The organism is Sulfitobacter brevis (genome assembly GCF_900112755.1).
Lineage (GTDB): Bacteria > Pseudomonadota > Alphaproteobacteria > Rhodobacterales > Rhodobacteraceae > Sulfitobacter > Sulfitobacter brevis.
The window spans coordinates 1-20121 of record NZ_FOMW01000024.1 but is presented as its reverse complement, the minus strand read 5'-3'; the positions used below and the strand labels follow the sequence as shown (position 1 = coordinate 20121).

Genomic DNA, 20121 nt, shown 5'->3' with positions numbered 1-20121 from the left:
GAAAATACTCCGATATCGTCGCGCGGCCCACCGACAGGCTTTGCGCAACACGGCGTCCTGAAAATCCATCTGATCGAAGCCGCAAAGCTTCCCGTATCTTCCGCATTGGCAATCTCTTCATTGGGCTCTCTCTCGTTCAAATGAACGCCAGAGTAGCCCTGCTACAGATCGCCTCGCAGTCGCTTAAATCGTGTCAAAATAGGGGTGGCCGGATGCCCCGGAATCCATGGCCGGATCAAATCGGTATGGGTGGCCGGATGCTATCGGTACAGGTGGCCGGATCACCCCGGAATACGCAATCACCCACCACGGTATGCTGACCTTCACGCCATCCCCACATTTCGCCGGGTGGCTATCGCCCCCGATGCTAAGGCAGTTCAGGCGTCATGCAGTCGATTAGAGGGTAAGTTTTGGCCAAGCATGTCGGCGCAAAGCATCTCGATTGTGATCCGGCGCTCCATCGCCTGTCGTCGCAACCCTGAAAATGCCGCTTCCTCATTGCACCCCTGCTCCCTCATCAATTTTAAGACAGCGAAGATCACCAGTTTTCGGTACCGAATTTTTGAACTGAACCGATCCTGTTGCGCAGCGATTGAAAGCCGCTCTTCATGTTGGTTCATTGCGAAAACGATAGAACCGTAGATCCCAGCAGAGCGCACGGGCTTGAAAATCAGAGAGGCCACTTTGTGATCCAAGATCCATTGTAATCGCGAGGGCGCCTCGGATCCGACCAGAGCGATCGATGGCCCATCGTGCTTCAAGTCATCAATTGGTAGATCATGGTCGCTGTCAAAGAACAAAAGATCAAACTCATGACACCTTTCAAGCTTTCCCGCGACGCCACATGATGAAACCCGGATTCCCAGACGCTGCAAATAAAGTTCCAAAAATTGCCGGTTTGAATCTGAGTCGTGCCAGATCAACGCATGCAAGCCGCGAAATAACATGCGAGGCTTCTTTTGCTTCATTTTCAAGTCTCCTTTTCATCGGAGTTCACCACGTCGCTCGCGCGGGCTTCTGGGCGCGTCTGTGTTTCGCCCTGCCATACCAGAAACGGATCCGGATCGACGGTTTCAGGGGCCTCCCAAATAATCTTAAACGAAAAGCCGCGCGTGGAGACCGCCAGTCGCGGCGTTAGAAAACTGTGATTGGTCGCGTGATCGATACGCACCGTGCCCTCTGGCGCTTCGAAGGCGGAAGACTTTGCAGCGTCGCGCACCTTGCTGACTAAATCAGTTCCTGCAGCCGCGATGGAACGCCCAAGCATTCTTGCACAGACATATGCTGATTCAGCGTCCACCGACGGTGCGGTTCCAACGCCAAACCGTTTCCGATACCGAGCCAAGAATTCAATGTTCTCCTGCCGCTGCAGGCTTCGAAAATAAGTTGCCGATGTTAGATGGCCGATTGAGGCGGGCTCCCCGATGAGAGGAAGCTCTTCCTCGCACAAGCTGCAACTCACGACAGTGATATCGCCTGGTTTCAGATCTGGATCTGCCGAGACTGCCCGCCAAAGCGCGCGGTAAAACCGATAGCTTGCCTCCCCCACAAGCGTATTAAACACCACCGGTGGCTTCAAAGAAATGATCTCCGAAATAATATGATCGATCTGGAGATCCCCCATCGGAACCAATCTTTGCGCAATAATGCGACCACCCCCTTCAACAATCTGCTCACGCAGCAGACGGTTCGATTCCCAAGTCCAGATGTAATTGGACCCGACGCAATAAATCTCGGGGACCATCTCCGCGAGAATATAGCGCACCAAAGGGATTAAATGCTGATTTGGCGAGGCCCCGAGGTAGAGCACATTTTCGCTGGCCTCGAAGCCTTCGTAACGCGCTGAATGCCATAGCAAAGTGTTTGTACGCTCAAGAAGCGGTAATATCTGTTTGCGCGCAGCCGAAGTGTAGCATCCGATGATATGCTGACAACCGTCTTGATAGATCATCAGTTCACAATTTTTAGTATAGGCGGAAAGCTTGCCGTGGCAGTCACGGAAAAATGGCTCTAACTCAAACGATCCCTTCAGTTCGGCGTTGGCCTCCTCAAGTCCGAGAATCGCTGCGTTAACCATGCTGGCATTCACGCCACCGTAAGGGCCCGTTAAGGAGTACAGGATGCCAACCGGAATTTTTGTAACCTTATTATCTATGTAATTCAAGGCCATACCTCCCAAACCTAATCCTTATAAATCAGGCGCTGGCTGTTTACCCTGACACCCAGTGACCCTCGCGAAGGTCACGGAACTTAAACCTGTTGACAAGTAAATTTTTTTGGAACAGCGTTAAGAGGCAGCAATGGCGCTGCGCTACGCAAGAGCCTTCACGCAGTAGTGAAACTCACTTTCGAGAGCGGTCTCTTTTGACAAAAATTCTTGTCTGCTGACACGTATTACATCGTGTTTAGCTGGCGGGACCTGTTATATTCTTGCTGGCTTCAGATCTACTGAAAAAAATCGCCGGATGTAAAATCCTAAGGCAAGTGCGCCTCTTCTCCCATACTGGGATAAGGGGTTTTTTGTTTTGACCACTGCCATTCGGCGGAAAGGAAGACCCCGATGACCGTTTCGATGCCCTCAGTCAGTCAACTTCTCGAAATTGCCAAGGACAAAGGTCTCGAGCTGTCAACAGAGGAAGCTGCATCATATCGGGGGCTGATGGCCGGATCCATTGCCTCTTACAAACGGCTTGATACCCTACCTGAGGCCAAGCTCCCGGTGGTAGCACCCCGTGTTCCGGGCTATCGCCCCGATGCGGAAGAGAACCCCTACAATGCTTGGTACTGGAAAACCGACATCAAGCTTAAGGACGAGGGGCTGCTGGCGGGAAAATCTGTTGCAATCAAGGATAACATTTGTGTCGCCGGCGTGCCGCTGATGAACGGCTCGGCTTTACTTGAAGGCTTTGTACCAGACATCGATGCGACGCTCGTGACCCGTATTTTGGAAGCCGGTGGAACAATTGCGGGCAAGGCCGCCTGTGAGGATCTTTGTTTTTCCGGCGCAAGTCACACTAACGCCTACGGACCCATCCGCAACCCGCACAAACCAACACATAGTGCCGGGGGCTCATCAGGCGGCAGCGCTGCGGTTGTCGCTGCCGGAGACGTGCCGATGGCGATCGGCGGTGACCAAGGCGGTTCCATCCGCACACCGTCTGCATGGTGCGGCATTTACGGCCTCAAACCGACTTGGGGGCTTGTACCTACATCGGGTGCGATGCCAATATCCCATTCAATGGATCACCTCGGCCCGATGTGTGCCACGGTTGAGGACACAGCCAGACTCCTGAGCGTCATCGCCGGACACGATGGATGGGATGCCCGCACTGTAGGCGCCAAGACACAGCCCTACATGGACGCTTTAGGCGGTGACATAAAAGGCCTCAAGATTGCCGTTCTTAAAGAGGGGTTCGAGCACGATGAGAGCGATCCCGGTGTCAGCAAGACCGTGCGCGACGCGGTCGATGCACTGCGCTCTGCAGGGGCCGCAGTAACCGAAGCCTCTCTCCCGCAACATTATGACGGCCCGCACATCTGGAACGGTATCATCCTTGAAGGCGCTGCGGAGATGATGATCCGCGGGAACGGTTTTGGCACTAATGTGCATGGCTATTACCCCACCAGTTTCATTTCTCATATGGGAAAAGGATACGACACCCGCATCAATGATGTGGCGGGGACGGTAAAAATGGTCATGCTATTGGGCGAATACATGCATCGCACCACGCACGGCACGTATCACGCGAAGGCACAGAACCTGCGCTGGGGCCTGCGCGCGGCCTATGATGCGCTGTTAAAAGACCACGACATGATTGTGATGCCGACGATCCCGTTTACCGCCTCCGCGATCCCTGCCGATGACTGCGGACTCGAGGACTACGTCACCACCGCCCTGAACATGCAGGCCAATACCTGTCCGTTCGACGTGACTGGCCATCCGGCCTTTACCATCCCGGTCGGTATGATCGACGGTTTGCCAGTGGGCATGATGATGGTGGGCCGACATTTCGACGAATCTACGCTGATCCGCGCCGCGCATGTGTTCGAGGAACTGGGCGACTGGAAAAATAGATAATCGGACCACGGACCCCAGCGTGAACGCTGGGTAAAAGTGGCCACTCATGGCGCCTTAAAATGCGCAGAAAAAACAACAGGGAAAATGGAGTACGATTATGAAACTTTCACGTAGACAGTTCACCCGCCTCGCAAGTGGCGGCCTCGCCTTCGCAAGTTTGCAGGGCACTCTTTCCTCAGCTGCCCTCGCCCAAGAGAAACCGATTAAGGTCGCCAACATCCTCGACCAGACCGGGGGGCTCAATATCTATTCGCTTAAGCAGATGAAAGCCGTCGCCATGGCGGCCGATGAAATCAACAAGGCTGGTGGACTACTCGGCCGGCCGCTGGAGTTGATCTTCTACGATGCACAGTCGAGTAACCAGCTTTACTCGCAGTACGCCACACAAGCGCTGCTGCGCGATGAGGTCGACGTCATTCACGGCGGTGTGACCAGCTCATCGCGCGAGGTGATCCGCCCCATCGTAAACCGCTTTAAGGGGCTCTACGTTTACAACTCGCTCTATGAGGGAGGTGTCTGTGATCGCCGCCACATCTCGACTGGCATGGTCCCCGGCCAACAGCTTGATGCGCTCTGCCCCTATGTGGTCAACGAGTTGGGAGGCAAGAAGGGCTACATTCTGGCGGCGGATTACAATTATGGCCACATCACATCGAAGTGGTTACAGAAATACATCCGCGATCTGGGCGGTGAAGACCTTGCCGTCGAGTTCATACCGCTTGATGTCTCGAACTTCTCCTCCGTGCTTGCGCGCATTCAAGACGCCAAGCCCGATGTGGTCTGGTCCGCTCTCGTGGGTGCCGCGCACATGAGTTTCTACCGTCAATTCCATGCCACTATTGGTACCGACAAAATGATGCTTGCCTCAACGACCTACAGTATAGGGCGCGAACAGGTCGAGCTTGCCCCGGAAGAAGGTGAAGGCATCATCCTTGCCACCTCGTTCTATGATGGTCTCGACACTCCGGCAGCCAATGACTTCGTACGCCGCTTCAAAGAATACACCGGCGAGAATGACTACATCGGCGAATATGGCGAAGGCGGTTATCGCGGAATGTCACTCTGGGCCGAGGCAGTACGCCGGGCTGGTTCGGTCGAGCCGGACGCGGTCATGGCCTCCCTCGGCGGGACTTCTGTGGAAGGTGCGGGAGGCCTTTACACAATTGACGGTCAGACCAATCACACGGTCATGAACATCCACGTGGCCGTGCAGGACGACAAGCAGGAATTCAAGGCGATCAGGACCTTCGACCAGAAGCCTCCGATCGATACGCAACTTGTGTGCAATCTCAACGAAAATCCAGACGATACGACGCAGTACGAGGTCCAACTCGACTGATGCGGCGTGGACCGCCCGCCTCTCGTCGGGCGGTCCCAACTTGCGACCCTGCAATTCCACTATTTCAAACTTTTAATCAGCTGCATCACAGCAAGACCTTACTTGGGAGAAGCCGATGGATTCATTGATGGTATATGTCTATCAGATTGCTTTCTCATTTAGCATTCTGATCCTGATCAGCCTCGGGCTGGCACTTATTTTCGGAATGATGAAGGTCATCAATCTGGCTCAGGGCGAGTTCCTCATGCTGGGAGCCTATTTCTGCGTGCTGGGGTCCAATCTGGGGCTGCCACTCTGGCTGGCCATGCTCGCCGCGGGGCTGGCTGTGGGCCTGGTCGGTGTCATCGTCGAGCGTACGGTGATCCGCTTCCTCTATGGGCGTGTTCTCGACACATTGCTTGCAACATGGGGCATCAGCCTGTTTCTCATGGGCATCGTCACAACGGTTGCGGGGCCGCAATCGCAGTCCGTGCCATCAAACATGGGTCCTGTTAGCCTGGGCGGACTGAACGTACCCGGCTACAGCTTGGTGATGATCGGGGCGGCGTTGATGATGCTGCTGGGCACTTATGCGATCTGGCGGTTCACAAATCTCGGACTCCTCGTGCGCGGCACCATGCAGAACCCAGAAATGGCAAGGGCACTGGGGACCAACACCTCAATGATCTACATGTTCACCTTCGGTTTCGGTTCGGCAATTACTGGGCTTGCTGGCGCACTGCTGGTGCCGCTCTTCGGCGCGTCGCCGACAATGGGCGGGTTCTATATTTCCAAAGCCTTCATTGCTGTGATTTCGGGCGGGCCATGGCCCCTGATCGGCACCGTTTCGGCATCCGGCCTCTATGGCGTGATTGACGGGGTGGTCTCTTATGAACTTTCGCCCGTACTTGCTGAAATCTGTGTTCTTTTTGTCGCGGTGATCATGCTGCGTCTTTTGCCTCAAGGCATCACCGGTCGCATGCGGAAAGGGATTTGACACTAATGATAAAATTCCTTCAGAAACTGCAAAGTCCTTCCTCCGAGTCTCCCGGAGCGGTGTGGTGGGCATTCATCGTAATCGCAGCAGTTATCCTCGCGCTCTTGCCACAAACTCTTGGTCTGGCGCAACTTCTCGATCTGTCGGTTGTGCTGGTGCTGGCGTTGCTGGCCCTAAGCATGAGCTTCCTGTGGGGCTATATTGGGATCCTCAGTTTTGGTCAGACGGCTTTCTTCGGTGCCGGAGGCTATGTCTACGCGGTGGCCGCGATGAATTTCGGCACCACTACCCTGCCCTTCTTTCTGGGTATCTTGCTACCAATGCTTTTGGCCGCGGTGCTGGGATATTTTATGGTCTACGGCAAGCTGAGCGACATTTACTTCTCGGTAATGACGCTGGTGATCACGCTGATCATGAACAAGGCCATGCGCGCCACCTCAGGATCGCAATATGTGGTGGGCGATGTCCGACTGAATGGCCAGAACGGCATCCCCGGCGTCCCTCCCCTTCAAGTTCCTTGGAACCCTGAAATCACGCTATTTATCGACCACGTCTATTACCTTGCGGCGGCACTGCTGATCCTCGTCTACATTGGGTTACGCCTGTTACTGACTACGCCTTTTGGCCGCGTCATGATCGGTATCCGCGAAAACGAGCAGCGCATCGAGCTGCTGGGCTATGATGCGCGGCGTTACAAGCTGCTCGCTTTCATCCTTTCAGGCGCGCTTGCAGGTCTTTCAGGGACGATGTTCGCGATCTGGGGAAACTTCGTGGCGCCAGAGATGTTTGGTCTCGATCGTGCGGCGGAAGTTATTATCTGGGTCATCGTCGGTGGCAAGGCCACTCTGATTGGCCCAATCGTGGGTGTCGGCATAATTCAGTATCTCACCACTTGGTTGGGTATGCAGGGCGTGGGCCAGGTCACCTTAGTTCTGGGCGTCATCCTGATCGTCTTCGTACTGGCCTTTAAGGAAGGCTTGGTCCCAACCCTCGGCAATCTGCTGCTACGGCTGCTCGGCGTGCGCCCAGGAGGGCAAGCTGAGCCCGGATCTGATAACGAGAAAGGACCCGACGTATGAGCGACGCTGCAGATATGCCGTTGATCGAAACACGTCGGCTGGTCAAAAGCTTTGGCGGTGTTCACGCCACAGATACTGTCGATTTCACCCTCAAAAAAGGTGAATTGCGTTGCCTCATTGGGCCAAACGGGGCCGGCAAGAGTACATTCTTTAAGCTGTTAACTGGTCAAATCGCCCCAACTTCGGGAAAGATCCTGTTCGATGGCGATGACGTGACCGGGCTATCCAGTTTCGAGATCGCCCGACGTGGCATCGGAATAAAAAATCAGAAACCCGATGTCTTCGACGGTCTGTCGGCGCGCGAAAATCTTTGGCTGGCTGCACAGTTTGACACCGACAAGAAAACCGCCGACCAGCGCGTCGAAAAAGTCGTTGACGAACTTAAGCTCGCCAGCTTTGTCCACAAGCTGGTGGGCGAGTTGGCCCACGGCCAGCGCCAATGGGTCGAGATCGGTATGGTGATCGCACGCAACCCCCGCCTCATCCTGCTCGATGAACCCTCGGCCGGCATGGACCAAGAAGAGAGAATTCGCACTGCAGAGCTCCTCAAGGAGCTCAACACCAATACAACCATCGTGGTGGTAGAACACGATATGCAGTTCATCAAACGGATCGCCGATATTGTCACGGTCTTTCACCGAGGGAAGATTTTGCGCGAAGCACCTGTCGATGTCGTGTTGAGAGATCCTGAAGTGCGAAATGTTTATCTTGGCCGGACGGAGGTTGCCTGATGCTCGAAGCAAAAAATCTTGTAGCTGGCTACGGCGCGTTGCCTATCCTTCACGGTCTATCGCTCCATGTGGACGACAATGAATATGTCGGTATCTTAGGTCACAATGGTATGGGCAAGACCACGCTTATGCGCACCTTAATTGGTCACATCACGCCGATGTCGGGTAGCATCTCATTAGACGGTGAGCCGATTACCGGCGCAGGTGCCCACAAGCGCGCCCGCATGCGGATCGGGTATGTGCCGCAAGGACGAGAAATATTCCCCTCCCTCACAGTGCGTGAAAATCTTATGATGGGCGCGCTTTCCGGTGCTGACAAGCGGCGCGGCATTGTCGAGGAGGTACTGGCCGATTTTCCCCGGTTAGAGCGGCTGTTGGAACGCAATGGCGGCGCCCTAAGTGGTGGCGAACAACAACTTCTGGCAATCGCACGCTGCCTCTGCGGGCGACCCCGAGTTATGCTGTTAGATGAACCGACCGAAGGCATCCAACCCTCGATAATCGACGAGATTGCAGACCTGCTTCTTGCAATCCGCAAGCGCTCAAGCATGTCGATCGTGCTGGTTGAGCAAAATCTTGATTTCATTCAGGCCTTATCGGACCGTGTGTTAATTATCCACCGAGGCAAAGTTAGCCGCACCCTGTCCGCCAAAGATCTCAGCGACCCCGACGTGGTCAACGAGTTTGTGGGCATGGGATGAGCCAAAAGAATAGCTGCAAAAAGGAGAGTGGAGTGATCGTTCAGACAGTTCAATTCAGCTGCGCGCCGAACCAGGCCGAGAAAGTGCAATTGGCGCTTTCCGATGTGGTGAATGATGCCCGTGAGTACGAGCCTGGAACCGAAGATTACAGAGTGTTGCGCTGTGCTCAGGACGACAAGGTCCTGTTCACTACCATCGAATGCTTTTCGGATGAAGCAGCAATGGCGCTGCACAATACGTCCGATGCAGTCGTACGTTTCTTCGACGCGGCGGGATCGCTGCTCTTTGCGCCGCCGGAGGTTCTTGTGAGCCACCAAGTTATCCGAATGTGACTTGAAATAACCCCAATCAACAGCCCAGGAGTGCAAAAAATGCCAGTTACCCGCCCGAATAAGAAACAGCTCAACGAATTGGCCGAGAGCATGGGAATGAACTTTTCGCCCGAAGATCTCGATTTTTTCCATGAGGAACTTGATGCAACTATGGCAGCCTATGACGCTGTCGATGCCCTTCCAGATTACCTCCCTGCGGTTAAATATCCGCGCGTCACCGGCTATCATCCGGACGCCGAGGAAAACGAGCTTAACGCTTGGGCTTGGAAGGTCGATGTAGAAGGCGCGAAGGACGGTCCGCTTAAAGGCAAGACAGTTGCACTCAAGGACAACGTTTGCCTTGCCGGCGTCCCGATGCGCAATGGCTCCAATTTGCTTGAAGGCTACGTGCCCAATATTGACGCTACTATCGTGACCCGGCTTCTCGATGCTGGTGCCACCATTAAAGGCAAGGCTGTTTGCGAGTATTTCTGCCTTTCGGGGGGGAGCCACACTTCCCAACCCGGCCCGGTTCATAACCCGATCAAGAAGGGATATTCGGCAGGCGGCTCCTCTTCGGGCAGCGCCGCACTGGTTGGATCTGGTGAGGTCGACATGGCTATCGGCGGAGATCAGGGGGGGTCCATCCGGATCCCCGCAGCCTATTCGGGGCTCTACGGTATGAAAGGCACGCATGGGTTGGTGCCATACAGTGGGATTATGCCGATCGAATCCACAATCGACCATACCGGCCCGATAACAGCCAATGTCGCCGACAATGCGCTTATGCTGGAAGTTCTCGCAGGTGCGGACGGACTCGATCCACGGCAGTACAACGTCAAGACCGCCAAATATACTGACGCACTGGATAAGGACGTCAAAGGCCTCAAGATCGGCATTCTAAAGGAAGGTTTCGGCCACGACAGTTCCGAGAAAGATGTGGACGAAAAGGTCCGCGCCGCGGCCGATTTGTTCCGCCAAAACGGGGCCGCGGTCGAGGAAGTGTCAGTGGAGATGCACAAACTTGGCCCAGCAATCTGGTCGCCTATCGCACTTGAAGGTCTGCAATTTCAGATGATGAACGGCAATGGTTTGGGAATGAACTGGAAAGGTCTCTATGCTACGTCGCTGCTTGACCATCTCGCAGGCTGGCAAAGCCGAGCCGATGAGCTTTCGGATACGCTGAAGATCTCAATGCTCGTGGGCGAATATGGCATTCGCCACCATCGCGGCCACTTCTATGCCAAGGCGCAGAACCTGGCCCGCAAGTTAAAAGAAGCTTATGACACGGCATTGGAAGAATACGATCTGCTGTTGATGCCAACCCTGCCCCTGAAAGCGACGAAACTGCCGGAGGCCGGAGGCCCCCGCAAGGATATCCTGTCGCGCGCGTTCGAGATGCTACCAAATACCGCTCCCTTCAACGTGACCGGGCACCCAGCGATGGCGATCCCATGCGGCATGTCGAGCGGTCTTCCTGTGAGCATGATGTTGGTGGGAAAATTTTACGACGAATCCACAATCTATCAGGCTGCATCCGCCTTCGAAGGATCCGGAGATTGGAAACAAATGTAAGCGCTTCCCTGCGCACGGAATGAGTAATAATCCGCCTGCAGATCGCCTGCGGGCGGACAACTCTCGCGGTTAGCCCCTCTGTGCCACACGCTATGCAGCCACTGCCTCAATTCAACGAGATCGAGCCGGTCTGCAGCATTCCTGAAGCCAGATATCCACCATCCACAGGCAAGGTGTGGCCGTTGATATAGCGTGCTTGCTGGGATGCAAGGAAAACAATTGCGTTGGCTATATCCTCTGGAGTTGCAATAAAACCTGTGGGGATCATGGGCAGCAACAACGCCTTCGTCTCCTCTGTATAGGCTTCATTCGTCATCGGGGTCGTCGTTGCACCGGGGGCAACGGCGTTGGCCGTGATCCCGTGACGGCCCAACTCCAGCGCCATCTGACGGGTCAGCCCTGAAATTGCAGCCTTGGATGTGCCGTAAGCCGTGCGCCCGACACCGGCTCGCGTTCCACTTATCGAAGACAGGTTGATGATCCGGCCATAACCCACTTTCTTCATATTTGCCGCTGCGCGCTGGCCACACAGAAAACTGCCCGTGACATTAACGTTGAACACCTGGTTCCAGGTCTCGACGTCAAAATCCTCGAAGGTGTCCATCCGCAAAATGCCCGCGCTGTTGACCAAGATAGTAATTCCATCGTGCCATGCTTCGACTTGCTCAAAAGCATCATCAACCGATTGTTTGTCCTGTACATCAATCGGCACAGCCAGAGCAGCGCCACCCAACCCCTCAATGTCAGAAACTGTCTGCTGGATTGCGACGGGATCAATGTCAGCAACGGCCACCTGTGTCCCCGCCTTGGCCAACATCAGTGCAGTTGCGCGGCCAATTCCGGAGCCGCCGCCAGTTATCAGTGCGGCACCTTTTTCAAACGTAAGCATATATTTTTCCCTGTATGCTGAGTTAGGAGTTCATCCAATCAGGAAGCACTGTGGTGATGACCGGGAAAGCGAACAAGATCATGATTGTGATGACTTCCAGCAAAACGAACCAGAGCGCGCCGCGGAAAATTTCTGGCAAAGGCGTTTCGCGATCGATGCCGGCAATGACATAACAATTTAGACCAACAGGCGGCGTTATCAGTCCTATTTCGCACATCTTGACGGCCAAAATGCCAAACCAAATCGGGTTGAAACCCAATGACTGCACCGTGGGAAACATAATCGGAATAGTGATAACCATCATCGAAAATGCATCGAGAAACATACCCAGTGGCACAAAAACCAGCAACAGCATTGCAATGATAAAATAGGGTGGCAAACCAGATCCGACGACGGCCTCCGCCAAATGGTTGGGTACCTGAATCAGCGTCAGAAAATAGCTGAACACAGCCGCACCGATCATGGTGAACATGATCATCACAGTTGTATTGATCGTCGACTGAAAGCTTTCAACGATGCGCCCCATCATACCCGACCAGCTGGCACGATGCATGAGCAGCATTATTAGCGCAACAAACGCCCCCACTGCGCCAGCTTCTGTTGGCGTAACGAGACCCAGATAGATACCCCCCATGACCACCAAGAAAAGCACCAGAACTTGCCATGCTTTGCCGGTTTCGCGCACCGCCTCGCCCCAGCTTGCCCGTAGCGTGACCGCGTGGCGCATACTGCCGCGGCGGGCGATAAAATAGATCCCGACCATGAAAACAATGGCGGTCAGCAGGCCCGGCAAAAACCCAGCTACCAACATTTTTCCTGCCGATGTTTCCGTCAACGCAGCGTAGAAGATCAGCAGAACACTCGGCGGGATCAAAACCCCTAAAACTCCACCCGCAGCCACGGCCCCTGCAGACAGACTGCCTTCGTATCCGGCCTTTTTCATTTCCGGTATGGCGACCGAACCAACCGTAGCCGCAGTTGCAACGCTGGACCCTGATGTCGCAGCAAAGCCCGCACTGGTTAGGATCGCCGCCATTGCCAAACCGCCCGGCAGATGCCCGACCCAGCGGCTTGCCACATCGAAGAGTTTTTTGCCGACCTGTGCATGATGAGCAAAACTGCCCATAAGAATGAACAGCGGAATGATCGTGAGTGTATATACGGCTGTAGTTGCGTAAGAGATCGACTTTAGCCGCGTCATCAGAAAGCTGAAATCCTCGACCATAATGATACCAGCCGCCCCGGCCAGCGCCAATGCGGCAAAGACCGGCGCACCAAGAGCCATCAGGAAATATATCAGTGCCACGGCAATATATGGGGCAAGAGTCGGATCCATCATAAGTCCTGACGTCGATTGGTGCCGGTCTTTGCCGCATTGGGCGCGGGCTCACCGAAAAGAAAAAGTTGAACAGACTGGACTGCCATCTGGATAAAAGCAAACCACAGACCCGTCGCCAAACTGGCTTTGGTCCACCAGATTGGGATTTTGACATACCCCCAGCGATATTCGCGGATCGAGACCGAATAGATGGCCTCGTTGGTGGCGGGAATTGCCAAAATGAGCACACCCAAAGCGCCAATCCCCCATGCCAGAGCAACGACCCTTGCCCGGGTCGCCGAAGAAAGTTTGTCGGTCAAAATAGTCACGCGGATATGCGCATCACCGCGATGTGCCCAACCCGCGCCGAGAAACACCACCATCACAAGAGCAAGTTCGGTAAATTCGAACACGCCGGTGATCGGGCTGCCAGTGATGGCGCGCACCACAACGTCAAACGTTGTACCAAACATTAAAAATGCCAAGAAAAGCATGGCGATCGCACCCAGTACATCAGATACGAAATTCAGGAATCTGTTTAGAATCTGCATTAACTGATCCTTTGTATTCTGCAACCGCCACGCCCTATCATGACTCCTGGCTGATCTCGTAGGGACGTTTGAGCGTTGCTTCAGGATCATATTTCTGGATAGCAGCGTCGATCAGTGATTGCATTTCCTCACCGTCAATTCCTGCTGGTTTTGCTGTTCCCTCTAACCAAGAGTTTACTTGTGCAGGCTGAACCAAAGCCTTGGTCATTGCCTTCTGTTCGTCAGAAATTGCACTCAGCGTAACGCCTTCGGCTTCGGCAGTTTTCACATAACTTGCAAGCACTTCTTCGTAGATAGCGCTGAACTGGCCACCATAGATCTCAGCTACGATCTCATCAGAAACTTTACGCACTTCATCGGGCAACCCATCATAGACTTGCTTGTTCATGATCGTTGCCGCCGGCGCATGCGGGCCGTCACCGATGTCATAGAACTGCGGTGCGATCTCGTGCAGCTTGTAAGCGATGGCTGTCACAAAGTCGAAACCGTATACGCCGTCAAGAATACCGCGTTCCAACGACTGATACACCTCTGGCGCTGCCATCGCGACAGCTGTGCCACCAAGCGCCTCGACCACATCTGCAGATACACCATAGGCACGGATGCGCTTGCCCTTGATATCTTCGAGCGAATTGATCGGCGTCCGCAAAATAAGCGGCGCATAGTTCCAGTTGGTCCAATAAAGCACTTTGGAGCGGTGACGCTCTTCCCATTCTGCACGCAGGGGGTCAAACTGCTCGTAGACATCACGGCAAACCTTTTGCAGTGCATCTGCACGGTTCATCCGAAAATACCATTCCAGTCCGCGTGTCACCGGAAGCTCTGACTGATAATAGCCGGGAGCGATCAAAGTCATCTCCGATGTCCCGTCACGTACTGCGCCAAGATGCTCGCCCACTTTATTCAGTGATCCCGACCAATAGCGGCGGATGCTTACTTCGCCTGCCGTCCGCTTTTCCAGCTCATCAAGATACCAGCGGTCGATCCAGGACGGCCCTGCGGAATCAGAGACATAGCTGTCAAACTTTAACGATGTTGCGGCAAGCGCCAGCGAAGGTGCTGCCATGAACAAAGCGCCAGAGGCGGCAGCCGCTCCGGTTTTGATAAATGTCCTGCGTTCCATTTTTTTCTCCCATTTGCGCCCGTCCAGTCCAGACAAGCCTTGTGCTGCATGCAGGCTTACGCCTGATGCTCTCCCTCCAAATCCAGCGCAGCGCGTTCACGCAGGCTGGTTTTCAGAATCTTTCCGTAGCTATTTTTTGGCAAGTCCTGCACAAAGTAATATTTCTTCGGCTTTTTGAACGAAGCCATGCGGCTCTTGCACCACGTATCAAGCTGTGTGCTGTCGCATAGGCTGTCGCGTCCCAGCACGACAAAGGCGATCACATCCTCGCCCCATTCAGAGCTGGGCACCCCGATCACCGAGACTTCCGACACCAATTCATGTGCGAGAATGGTTTCCTCCACCTCCCGTGGATAAATGTTCGTTCCGCCAGAAATGATGACATCCTTGGAACGGTCGGACAAAGTCAAAAATCCGTCTGTGTCCATGGATCCCAAATCGCCCGTGCGCAGCCAACCCTGCACAACCGTATCCGCTGTGGCTTGATCATTGCCCCAATAGCCTTTCATCAGGGTATCGCCCGTGACAACCACCTCTCCGACATCCCCCGCAGGGAGGTCGCGCATTGCTTCGTCGACAACACGCACCTGCACGCCTGCCTGCGCAAACCCCACAGAGGCTCGGCGCTGGCTTGCATTCGGATGCGTGGTGTCTGCGACAAGCGCGCGCGGTAAGACGGTGATTGTCATAGGGCTTTCGCCTTGCCCGTATATCTGGACAAACCTCGCACCAAAATGCTTCAATGCCTCGTCGATATCGGCCATGTACATAGGGCCGCCGCCGTAGATAATGGTCTTTATGCCATCGCCATCGTAACCCGTTGCACAGGCATGCGCGATCTGACGTTTTATCATTGTGGGCGCTGCGAAAAAAACGAGGTTGCCAATGTCCTTGGCCAGTCCGGCTATCTCGGTCGCGTCAAATCCACGAGAGCGCGGGATGATATGACATCCCCCTGCCCGCAGGATCGGAAAATGGTAAAGCCCCGCACCGTGCGACATGGGCGCGGCATATAGAGAATTGTCCTTTGAAGACACATTATCCACATCCATAGCATAGGCCAGTGACATTGCGATGAGATTGCCATGGGTCGTCATTACCCCCTTGGGGCGACCCGTTGTGCCAGATGTATAAAACAGCCATGCAACATCATTACGAGACCTTTGGATGGGCGCAGCGAGTATCGGCATCTCATTCGCGGCTTTTGTCAGGCCTTGATCATACATTCCGCATTCAATGCACTTATGCGCCAGGTCGGTTGGCTCAGGAAAGACGGTGCCTGTCTCGGTAATGACAACTTGAGCTTTGGCATCGCCGATGATCCAGGCAGCTTCACGGGGATGTAACTTGTGGTTGATTGGCACAACAATCGCGCCAACCCACAGTACTGCATGAAGTACTTCCAGATACTCGGGACAATTGCTCATGAACAACGCAACACGATCGCCCTTTGCGACGCCAAGCGTTTCTGTCAGATATCGCGCCATCCCTGCGCTATGCTGTGCAAATTCATTGTACGTTGCATGTAGATCCGTACCGAAACGGATTGCGGGTGCATTAGGGAAAACCCGCGCTACCTGATGCAGCCATTCTGAAATATTCATGCCCGATCAGACCTTGCACGCTTCCAAGACGGAGACGTAGTTGGCTACTGCCGAGCCCCCCATATTGAACACCAGCCCAAGATTGGCGCCGGGCTTTTGAATGCCGCCCGCTTGATCAGTCAGTTGCCGGAACGCCAGCGCATGCATTGACACGCCTGTCGCCCCGACTGGATGGCCCTTGGCTTTCAGCCCGCCAGACAGGTTCACTGGAAGAGCGCCGTCACGGTAGACGATACCCTCTTCAAGCGCGCGCGCGCCGTGCCCTTTAGGCGCCAGTCCCATCGCTTCGTAGGTCAACAATTCGGCAATAGTGAAGCAATCATGAACCTCAGCAAAATCAATATCACCCAGCGTCACATTGGCTGCGTCGAATGCTTGGGCAAATGCACGCTCGGGGCCTTCGAAGGCCAGAAAATCACGGCGCGTCATGGGCAAAAAGTCACTGACGTGGACAGCCGCGCGAACACTCACTGACTTGCGGAAGTTTGCAGCGTTTTCATCTATGGTCAGAACCACCGCAGCCGCACCATCTGTCACCAGAGAGCAGTCGGTCAGCCGCAGCGGTGGTGCAATCTCGGGGTTCATTTCGGAAACCGTGTTGCAATGCTCGAAGGAGAATTCCTTGTGCATATGTGCCAGCGGGTTGGCCATTGCATTCGCATGATTTTTGACTGCGATTCGGGCCATCGCGTCCAAGGGGCTGGAATTGCGCGCATCATAGTCACGCGCCGCAACCCCGAACACCTGAGGAAAACTGAGCGACGCCTCAGATGGTTCATTCTGATAGCCTGCACCGGCCAAAGCTTGTGTCACTTCTTTCGTCGTACGGCTGGTCATTTTCTCGGCGCCAACAACAAGTACCGTACGTGCCTTGCCCGCCTGAATCGCATTCAGACCTGCATGGATTGCCGCAGATCCCGATGCGCAGGCGTTCTCGGCACGCATGCCCGGTTTGAACCGAAACTGCGGATAGGCCTGATGGATCAGAGAAGATGCAAAGCCGTCTGACACCATGCCCGAGTTGAAATGGCCCAAGAACACCGCATCAATATCATCGGGATCCACGGCGGACTCTTCAATTGCTTCCCGGGTCGCGGCAACGATCAGCTCTTCGAGGTTTTCTTGCAATCGGCCAAATTTTGTGTGGCCGCTCCCGACAATGGACACTCCAGTGCTCATGATATTCCCCCTGTTTAGGGATTCATTTTAACATCATGTTGATATCGATCTATTGGTAGTACTACGTAATATGATACGTAGGCTTACGTAATTCAGTAAGTGGTAAGCTCGAATGATTGATATTTCTACTTCGCAAAAAGCGGCAACCCTGGGCTTTCAGGAATCTCCTGTTGCACAGATCGTTGTGCGGCACCGCCGCGTGATCGAGGTAAACAAAGCTGTTGAGCGCTTGTTCGGCTATAGTAGGTCGGATCTTGTGAACCGCTCGGTCCAGCGGCTCTATCCCTCCACTGCTGATTTCAACCAGATTGGCGCGCGATGCGAAGAGCGCATGCGGACAAGCGGCGACACCTATTATGAGGATGAACGCTTTATGCAGGCGTGGGATCAGAAAATTTTTTGGGTACGCGCCAAAGGTGCTACACTGTCACCCGAAGATCCATTTTCATTGATGATCTGGTCATTCGAAAAGCTCGCAGAAAAAAGCTACCGCTCGGTCAATCTCAGCCCGCGTGAGCGTGAGGTCGCGCACCATCTTGTGAACGGCAGAACGTCACGTGAAATCGGTGTCTCGCTCAGCATCTCACATCGTACAGTTGAAGTGCATCGTGCGCGGCTGATGCGTAAATTCAACGTCAAGAATACTGCTGCGCTGGTTTCAGAAATAGTACATGCCTTTTGAAGAGGTTTTCCGTCCAATGATTCAGACGTCGGTAGCTTTGCCCCTTGCAATTTGGATCACTCATCCCAAGAATCGTCATCTTAAGGATTACGCTGCTCACTTAGTTATAGGCCCGTAACCCGCCCCGCGCGCGACAACATCGCATGAAGCAGAACCTCACATCTCGCTGTTAGATCTTCAGGAGATGCATATTCCGCGAAATTGTGACTGATACCGTCTCGGCATGGAACAAAGATCATTGCCGTTGATGCCAATGCCACAATGTTTGATGCGTCATGCAACGCATCACTTGCGATCTTTTGATTGCGCAAGCCCAATTCATCAGCCGCACTTTGTACTGCCGCAATACAATCAGGATCGAAATCACGGGGTTCTATTGCCAGGCGCCGCGTCACTCTTGACGCACAACCCGATTGCACAGCAATCTTTTCGCAAACATCGGAACAAGTTTGCGCCAACCGGTCCAACACCCTTGCGTCTGGGTTGCGAATGTCGATTACAAAATCCACCTCACCAACGATCGTGCTCGGTCCGTCCGTTGCGGTGACGACCCGGCCGACCGTAACCCGCGCATTGCGCCTTCCGATAGGCCCGCACTGTTAACCGCGACGAGCATTGCGGCCGCTGCCAGAAGAGCGTCCTTGCGTGAATCAAGTGGTTCAAGATCACGACGAAGAAGCCATGGAACCCAAATTTCGTCGTTTTGCAGTTTGGTTTTAAGGCGAGCTTCGACAAGCGTTTCGATGACGTCATAACGTTCCATACTTTCAACGCATGACTGCTTCGGGCGATCCGCGTGGTCGTCCTTGGCTCGCTTGTCCTTCGCGGCGTTTGCAGCTTTCAGACCGAGATGTGTCTGCGGAGTAATATCTTCTGGTTCGTCGCCCGCAGCAGCCATCTCTTTGTAAGATCTTAGGTCAATTCTGGATTTGGAACCAATACGACAAAGAACAGCATTTGTCTGAGCCGGAAGAACGCGGATGTATGGCTTTTTTCCCGCTATCCCGCAGGCTTCCGCTTAGACCGCGCAGCCCCGCCGAAAATCGCTTTTTTGCGGTCGGCTGGCGGCATGTGAGGCTGGGCTTTGGCCGTCGCTTTTGTCTTGGGCTTTGGTTCAACTCGATCCTCTTCCTGGCCCGGTTGAGACACAGGTTTTGGGGCGACATGGATGGCGGACGGCAGGTCTATCAGGAGTTCTTCGTCGCGCCAAAGGATGACGTCGAGCGGCCGGTAGAGCTGCATGCGGAGGCCGAGGTCGAGCACGGGAAACGGCAGTTTCCGGCCACGCTTGACCTGCTTGCGCAGCGTGTCGGGGTGCATTCCAAGCAGTGCGGCCATGCCGGGGAACTTCACCATTGGCGTGCGCAGCGCGGCTTCGAGATCTTCGATGCCGCCGATGATCGCCGAATTCGGATGGCGGGCTTTGAGCATGTCCAGACGCGCGGCGAGGTGGCTACCTTCAATTCCGTGGATCTGCTGCCAGATGCGGCGCCAAGGATAGGCGGCCCATTCGAGCTTTAGGCCCTGGGCTTTGGCCAGTCTGGTGGCCGTGTCACGATCCACGCCGAGGTGGTGGCCCAGGACCTTCGCAGTGAGAGGCCGACCGCTGTGCAAGTGTTCTTCCTGTTTGCGCAGCTCTTCAGCTTTGCGGGTGGCCTTGGAGCTATGACTGAATCTGGTGTTTTGGCGGTTTGAAGGTTGGCGGCGTATCTGGTTGATTTGTTGTTGGAAGACAGCAGCCCAACCGAAGGAGATACACCACCATGGAAACGACTAACATTGTTGATTTTGCGCGTCGAGACGGGATCACGGACGCGCTGACGGATTTGCTGAGAACGGGGGCGCAGCAATTGATCGCAACAGCAGTTGAAGCTGAACTTGCCGGTTATCTGGCTCAATTTTCCGACTTGCGCACTGAAGCAGGTCACGCGGCTGTCGTGCGCAACGGGCATCATCCGACCCGGCCCTTCCAAACCGGCATTGGC

Annotated in this window: 20 protein-coding genes and 1 pseudogene; 10 read left to right on the top strand and 11 right to left on the bottom strand. The window is 54.5% G+C overall.

The annotated features are described in order from the left end of the window. Positions 1–377: 377 nt before the first annotated feature. Complete coding sequence (locus BM174_RS19020; RefSeq protein WP_093925420.1) at positions 378–968, bottom strand: ANTAR domain-containing response regulator; 591 nt, start codon at positions 966–968, stop codon at positions 378–380. Between the two features lie 2 nt (positions 969–970). Continuing rightward, positions 971–2170, bottom strand: coding sequence for a transporter substrate-binding domain-containing protein (locus BM174_RS19015; RefSeq protein ID WP_093925419.1), 1200 nt, complete (start codon positions 2168–2170; stop codon positions 971–973). Between the two features lie 390 nt (positions 2171–2560). On the opposite strand from BM174_RS19015, the gene BM174_RS19010 reads away from it, so the two are divergent. From BM174_RS19010 to BM174_RS18975, 8 genes are all read left to right on the top strand, one after another. After that, positions 2561–4078 (top strand): amidase, encoded by a 1518-nt coding sequence (locus BM174_RS19010; RefSeq protein ID WP_093925418.1) that lies wholly within the window; start codon positions 2561–2563, stop codon positions 4076–4078. 97 nt (positions 4079–4175) lie between these two features. Further along, positions 4176–5417: an ABC transporter substrate-binding protein gene (locus BM174_RS19005; RefSeq protein ID WP_093925417.1), complete on the top strand. Its 1242-nt coding sequence runs from the start codon at positions 4176–4178 to the stop codon at positions 5415–5417. A 115-nt stretch (positions 5418–5532) separates the two neighbouring features. Next, the gene (locus BM174_RS19000) at positions 5533–6393 is read left to right on the top strand and encodes a branched-chain amino acid ABC transporter permease (protein ID WP_093925416.1); all 861 of its coding nucleotides are present in this window, start codon (positions 5533–5535) and stop codon (positions 6391–6393) included. 5 nt (positions 6394–6398) lie between these two features. Then, the gene (locus BM174_RS18995) at positions 6399–7472 is read left to right on the top strand and encodes a branched-chain amino acid ABC transporter permease (protein ID WP_093925415.1); all 1074 of its coding nucleotides are present in this window, start codon (positions 6399–6401) and stop codon (positions 7470–7472) included. Then, positions 7469–8203 carry an ATP-binding cassette domain-containing protein gene (locus tag BM174_RS18990; RefSeq protein WP_093925414.1) on the top strand — a complete coding sequence of 245 codons (735 nt, stop codon included), beginning with the start codon at positions 7469–7471 and terminating at the stop codon, positions 8201–8203. Before BM174_RS18995 ends, BM174_RS18990 begins: the two co-directional genes overlap by 4 nt. Then, positions 8203–8904: an ABC transporter ATP-binding protein gene (locus BM174_RS18985; protein WP_093925413.1), complete on the top strand. Its 702-nt coding sequence runs from the start codon at positions 8203–8205 to the stop codon at positions 8902–8904. Before BM174_RS18990 ends, BM174_RS18985 begins: the two co-directional genes overlap by 1 nt. Before the next feature lie 32 nt (positions 8905–8936). Further along, entirely contained in the window at positions 8937–9236 is a 300-nt protein-coding gene (locus BM174_RS18980; protein WP_177209540.1) for a putative quinol monooxygenase, read from the top strand. A 39-nt stretch (positions 9237–9275) separates the two neighbouring features. Beyond that, positions 9276–10790 carry an amidase gene (locus BM174_RS18975; RefSeq protein ID WP_093925411.1) on the top strand — a complete coding sequence of 505 codons (1515 nt, stop codon included), beginning with the start codon at positions 9276–9278 and terminating at the stop codon, positions 10788–10790. Positions 10791–10896: 106 nt separating this feature from the next. On the opposite strand, the gene BM174_RS18970 is transcribed toward BM174_RS18975, so the two are convergent. From BM174_RS18970 to BM174_RS18945, 6 genes are read right to left on the bottom strand one after another with little or no spacing between them, the layout of a single operon-like run. Beyond that, complete coding sequence (locus BM174_RS18970; RefSeq protein ID WP_093925410.1) at positions 10897–11679, bottom strand: SDR family NAD(P)-dependent oxidoreductase; 783 nt, start codon at positions 11677–11679, stop codon at positions 10897–10899. A gap of 22 nt (positions 11680–11701) precedes the next feature. Beyond that, positions 11702–13015: a TRAP transporter large permease gene (locus BM174_RS18965; RefSeq protein WP_093925409.1), complete on the bottom strand. Its 1314-nt coding sequence runs from the start codon at positions 13013–13015 to the stop codon at positions 11702–11704. Beyond that, positions 13015–13548, bottom strand: a complete 534-nt coding sequence (locus BM174_RS18960) for a TRAP transporter small permease (protein ID WP_093925408.1) — start codon at positions 13546–13548, stop codon at positions 13015–13017. The genes BM174_RS18965 and BM174_RS18960 overlap by 1 nt, the downstream gene beginning before the upstream one ends. Positions 13549–13585: 37 nt before the next feature. Further along, on the bottom strand, positions 13586–14671 hold the full coding sequence (locus BM174_RS18955; RefSeq protein ID WP_093925407.1) for a C4-dicarboxylate TRAP transporter substrate-binding protein: 1086 nt from the start codon (positions 14669–14671) through the stop codon (positions 13586–13588). A 56-nt stretch (positions 14672–14727) separates the two neighbouring features. Beyond that, a complete protein-coding gene (locus tag BM174_RS18950; RefSeq protein WP_093925406.1) occupies positions 14728–16275 on the bottom strand; it encodes a class I adenylate-forming enzyme family protein in 1548 nt (515 codons plus the stop codon). Positions 16276–16281: 6 nt separating this feature from the next. Further along, entirely contained in the window at positions 16282–17454 is a 1173-nt protein-coding gene (locus tag BM174_RS18945; RefSeq protein WP_093925405.1) for an acetyl-CoA acetyltransferase, read from the bottom strand. A gap of 112 nt (positions 17455–17566) precedes the next feature. Between BM174_RS18945 and BM174_RS18940 the strand changes: the two genes are divergently transcribed. After that, positions 17567–18136 (top strand): LuxR C-terminal-related transcriptional regulator, encoded by a 570-nt coding sequence (locus BM174_RS18940; protein ID WP_093925404.1) that lies wholly within the window; start codon positions 17567–17569, stop codon positions 18134–18136. 104 nt (positions 18137–18240) lie between these two features. On the opposite strand, the gene BM174_RS21795 is transcribed toward BM174_RS18940, so the two are convergent. From BM174_RS21795 to BM174_RS18925, 3 genes are all read right to left on the bottom strand, one after another. Next, the gene (locus BM174_RS21795) at positions 18241–18531 is read right to left on the bottom strand and encodes a M20/M25/M40 family metallo-hydrolase (protein WP_425442396.1); all 291 of its coding nucleotides are present in this window, start codon (positions 18529–18531) and stop codon (positions 18241–18243) included. A 101-nt stretch (positions 18532–18632) separates the two neighbouring features. Further along, on the bottom strand, positions 18633–19034 hold the full coding sequence (locus BM174_RS18930; RefSeq protein WP_093925402.1) for a hypothetical protein: 402 nt from the start codon (positions 19032–19034) through the stop codon (positions 18633–18635). Between the two features lie 101 nt (positions 19035–19135). Next, positions 19136–19750: a hypothetical protein gene (locus tag BM174_RS18925; protein ID WP_093925401.1), complete on the bottom strand. Its 615-nt coding sequence runs from the start codon at positions 19748–19750 to the stop codon at positions 19136–19138. A 149-nt stretch (positions 19751–19899) separates the two neighbouring features. Here BM174_RS18925 and BM174_RS18920 point away from each other — a divergent pair. Then, positions 19900–20121: pseudogene (locus BM174_RS18920) on the top strand (IS256 family transposase); the annotation flags it as partial.

Excerpts from the sequence above, each read along its gene's own strand:
- BM174_RS19020 (WP_093925420.1), bottom strand. The coding sequence starts at position 968 with ATGAAGCAAAAGAAGCCTCGCATGTTATTTCGCGGCTTGCATGCGTTG.
- BM174_RS19015 (WP_093925419.1), bottom strand. The coding sequence starts at position 2,170 with ATGGCCTTGAATTACATAGATAATAAGGTTACAAAAATTCCGGTTGGC.
- BM174_RS19010 (WP_093925418.1), top strand. The coding sequence starts at position 2,561 with ATGACCGTTTCGATGCCCTCAGTCAGTCAACTTCTCGAAATTGCCAAG.
- BM174_RS19005 (WP_093925417.1), top strand. The coding sequence starts at position 4,176 with ATGAAACTTTCACGTAGACAGTTCACCCGCCTCGCAAGTGGCGGCCTC.
- BM174_RS19000 (WP_093925416.1), top strand. The coding sequence starts at position 5,533 with ATGGATTCATTGATGGTATATGTCTATCAGATTGCTTTCTCATTTAGC.
- BM174_RS18995 (WP_093925415.1), top strand. The coding sequence starts at position 6,399 with ATGATAAAATTCCTTCAGAAACTGCAAAGTCCTTCCTCCGAGTCTCCC.
- BM174_RS18990 (WP_093925414.1), top strand. The coding sequence starts at position 7,469 with ATGAGCGACGCTGCAGATATGCCGTTGATCGAAACACGTCGGCTGGTC.
- BM174_RS18985 (WP_093925413.1), top strand. The coding sequence starts at position 8,203 with ATGCTCGAAGCAAAAAATCTTGTAGCTGGCTACGGCGCGTTGCCTATC.
- BM174_RS18975 (WP_093925411.1), top strand. The coding sequence starts at position 9,276 with ATGCCAGTTACCCGCCCGAATAAGAAACAGCTCAACGAATTGGCCGAG.
- BM174_RS18970 (WP_093925410.1), bottom strand. The coding sequence starts at position 11,679 with ATGCTTACGTTTGAAAAAGGTGCCGCACTGATAACTGGCGGCGGCTCC.
- BM174_RS18965 (WP_093925409.1), bottom strand. The coding sequence starts at position 13,015 with ATGGATCCGACTCTTGCCCCATATATTGCCGTGGCACTGATATATTTC.
- BM174_RS18960 (WP_093925408.1), bottom strand. The coding sequence starts at position 13,548 with ATGCAGATTCTAAACAGATTCCTGAATTTCGTATCTGATGTACTGGGT.
- BM174_RS18955 (WP_093925407.1), bottom strand. The coding sequence starts at position 14,671 with ATGGAACGCAGGACATTTATCAAAACCGGAGCGGCTGCCGCCTCTGGC.
- BM174_RS18950 (WP_093925406.1), bottom strand. The coding sequence starts at position 16,275 with ATGAATATTTCAGAATGGCTGCATCAGGTAGCGCGGGTTTTCCCTAAT.
- BM174_RS18945 (WP_093925405.1), bottom strand. The coding sequence starts at position 17,454 with ATGAGCACTGGAGTGTCCATTGTCGGGAGCGGCCACACAAAATTTGGC.
- BM174_RS18940 (WP_093925404.1), top strand. The coding sequence starts at position 17,567 with ATGATTGATATTTCTACTTCGCAAAAAGCGGCAACCCTGGGCTTTCAG.
- BM174_RS18930 (WP_093925402.1), bottom strand. The coding sequence starts at position 19,034 with ATGGCTGCTGCGGGCGACGAACCAGAAGATATTACTCCGCAGACACAT.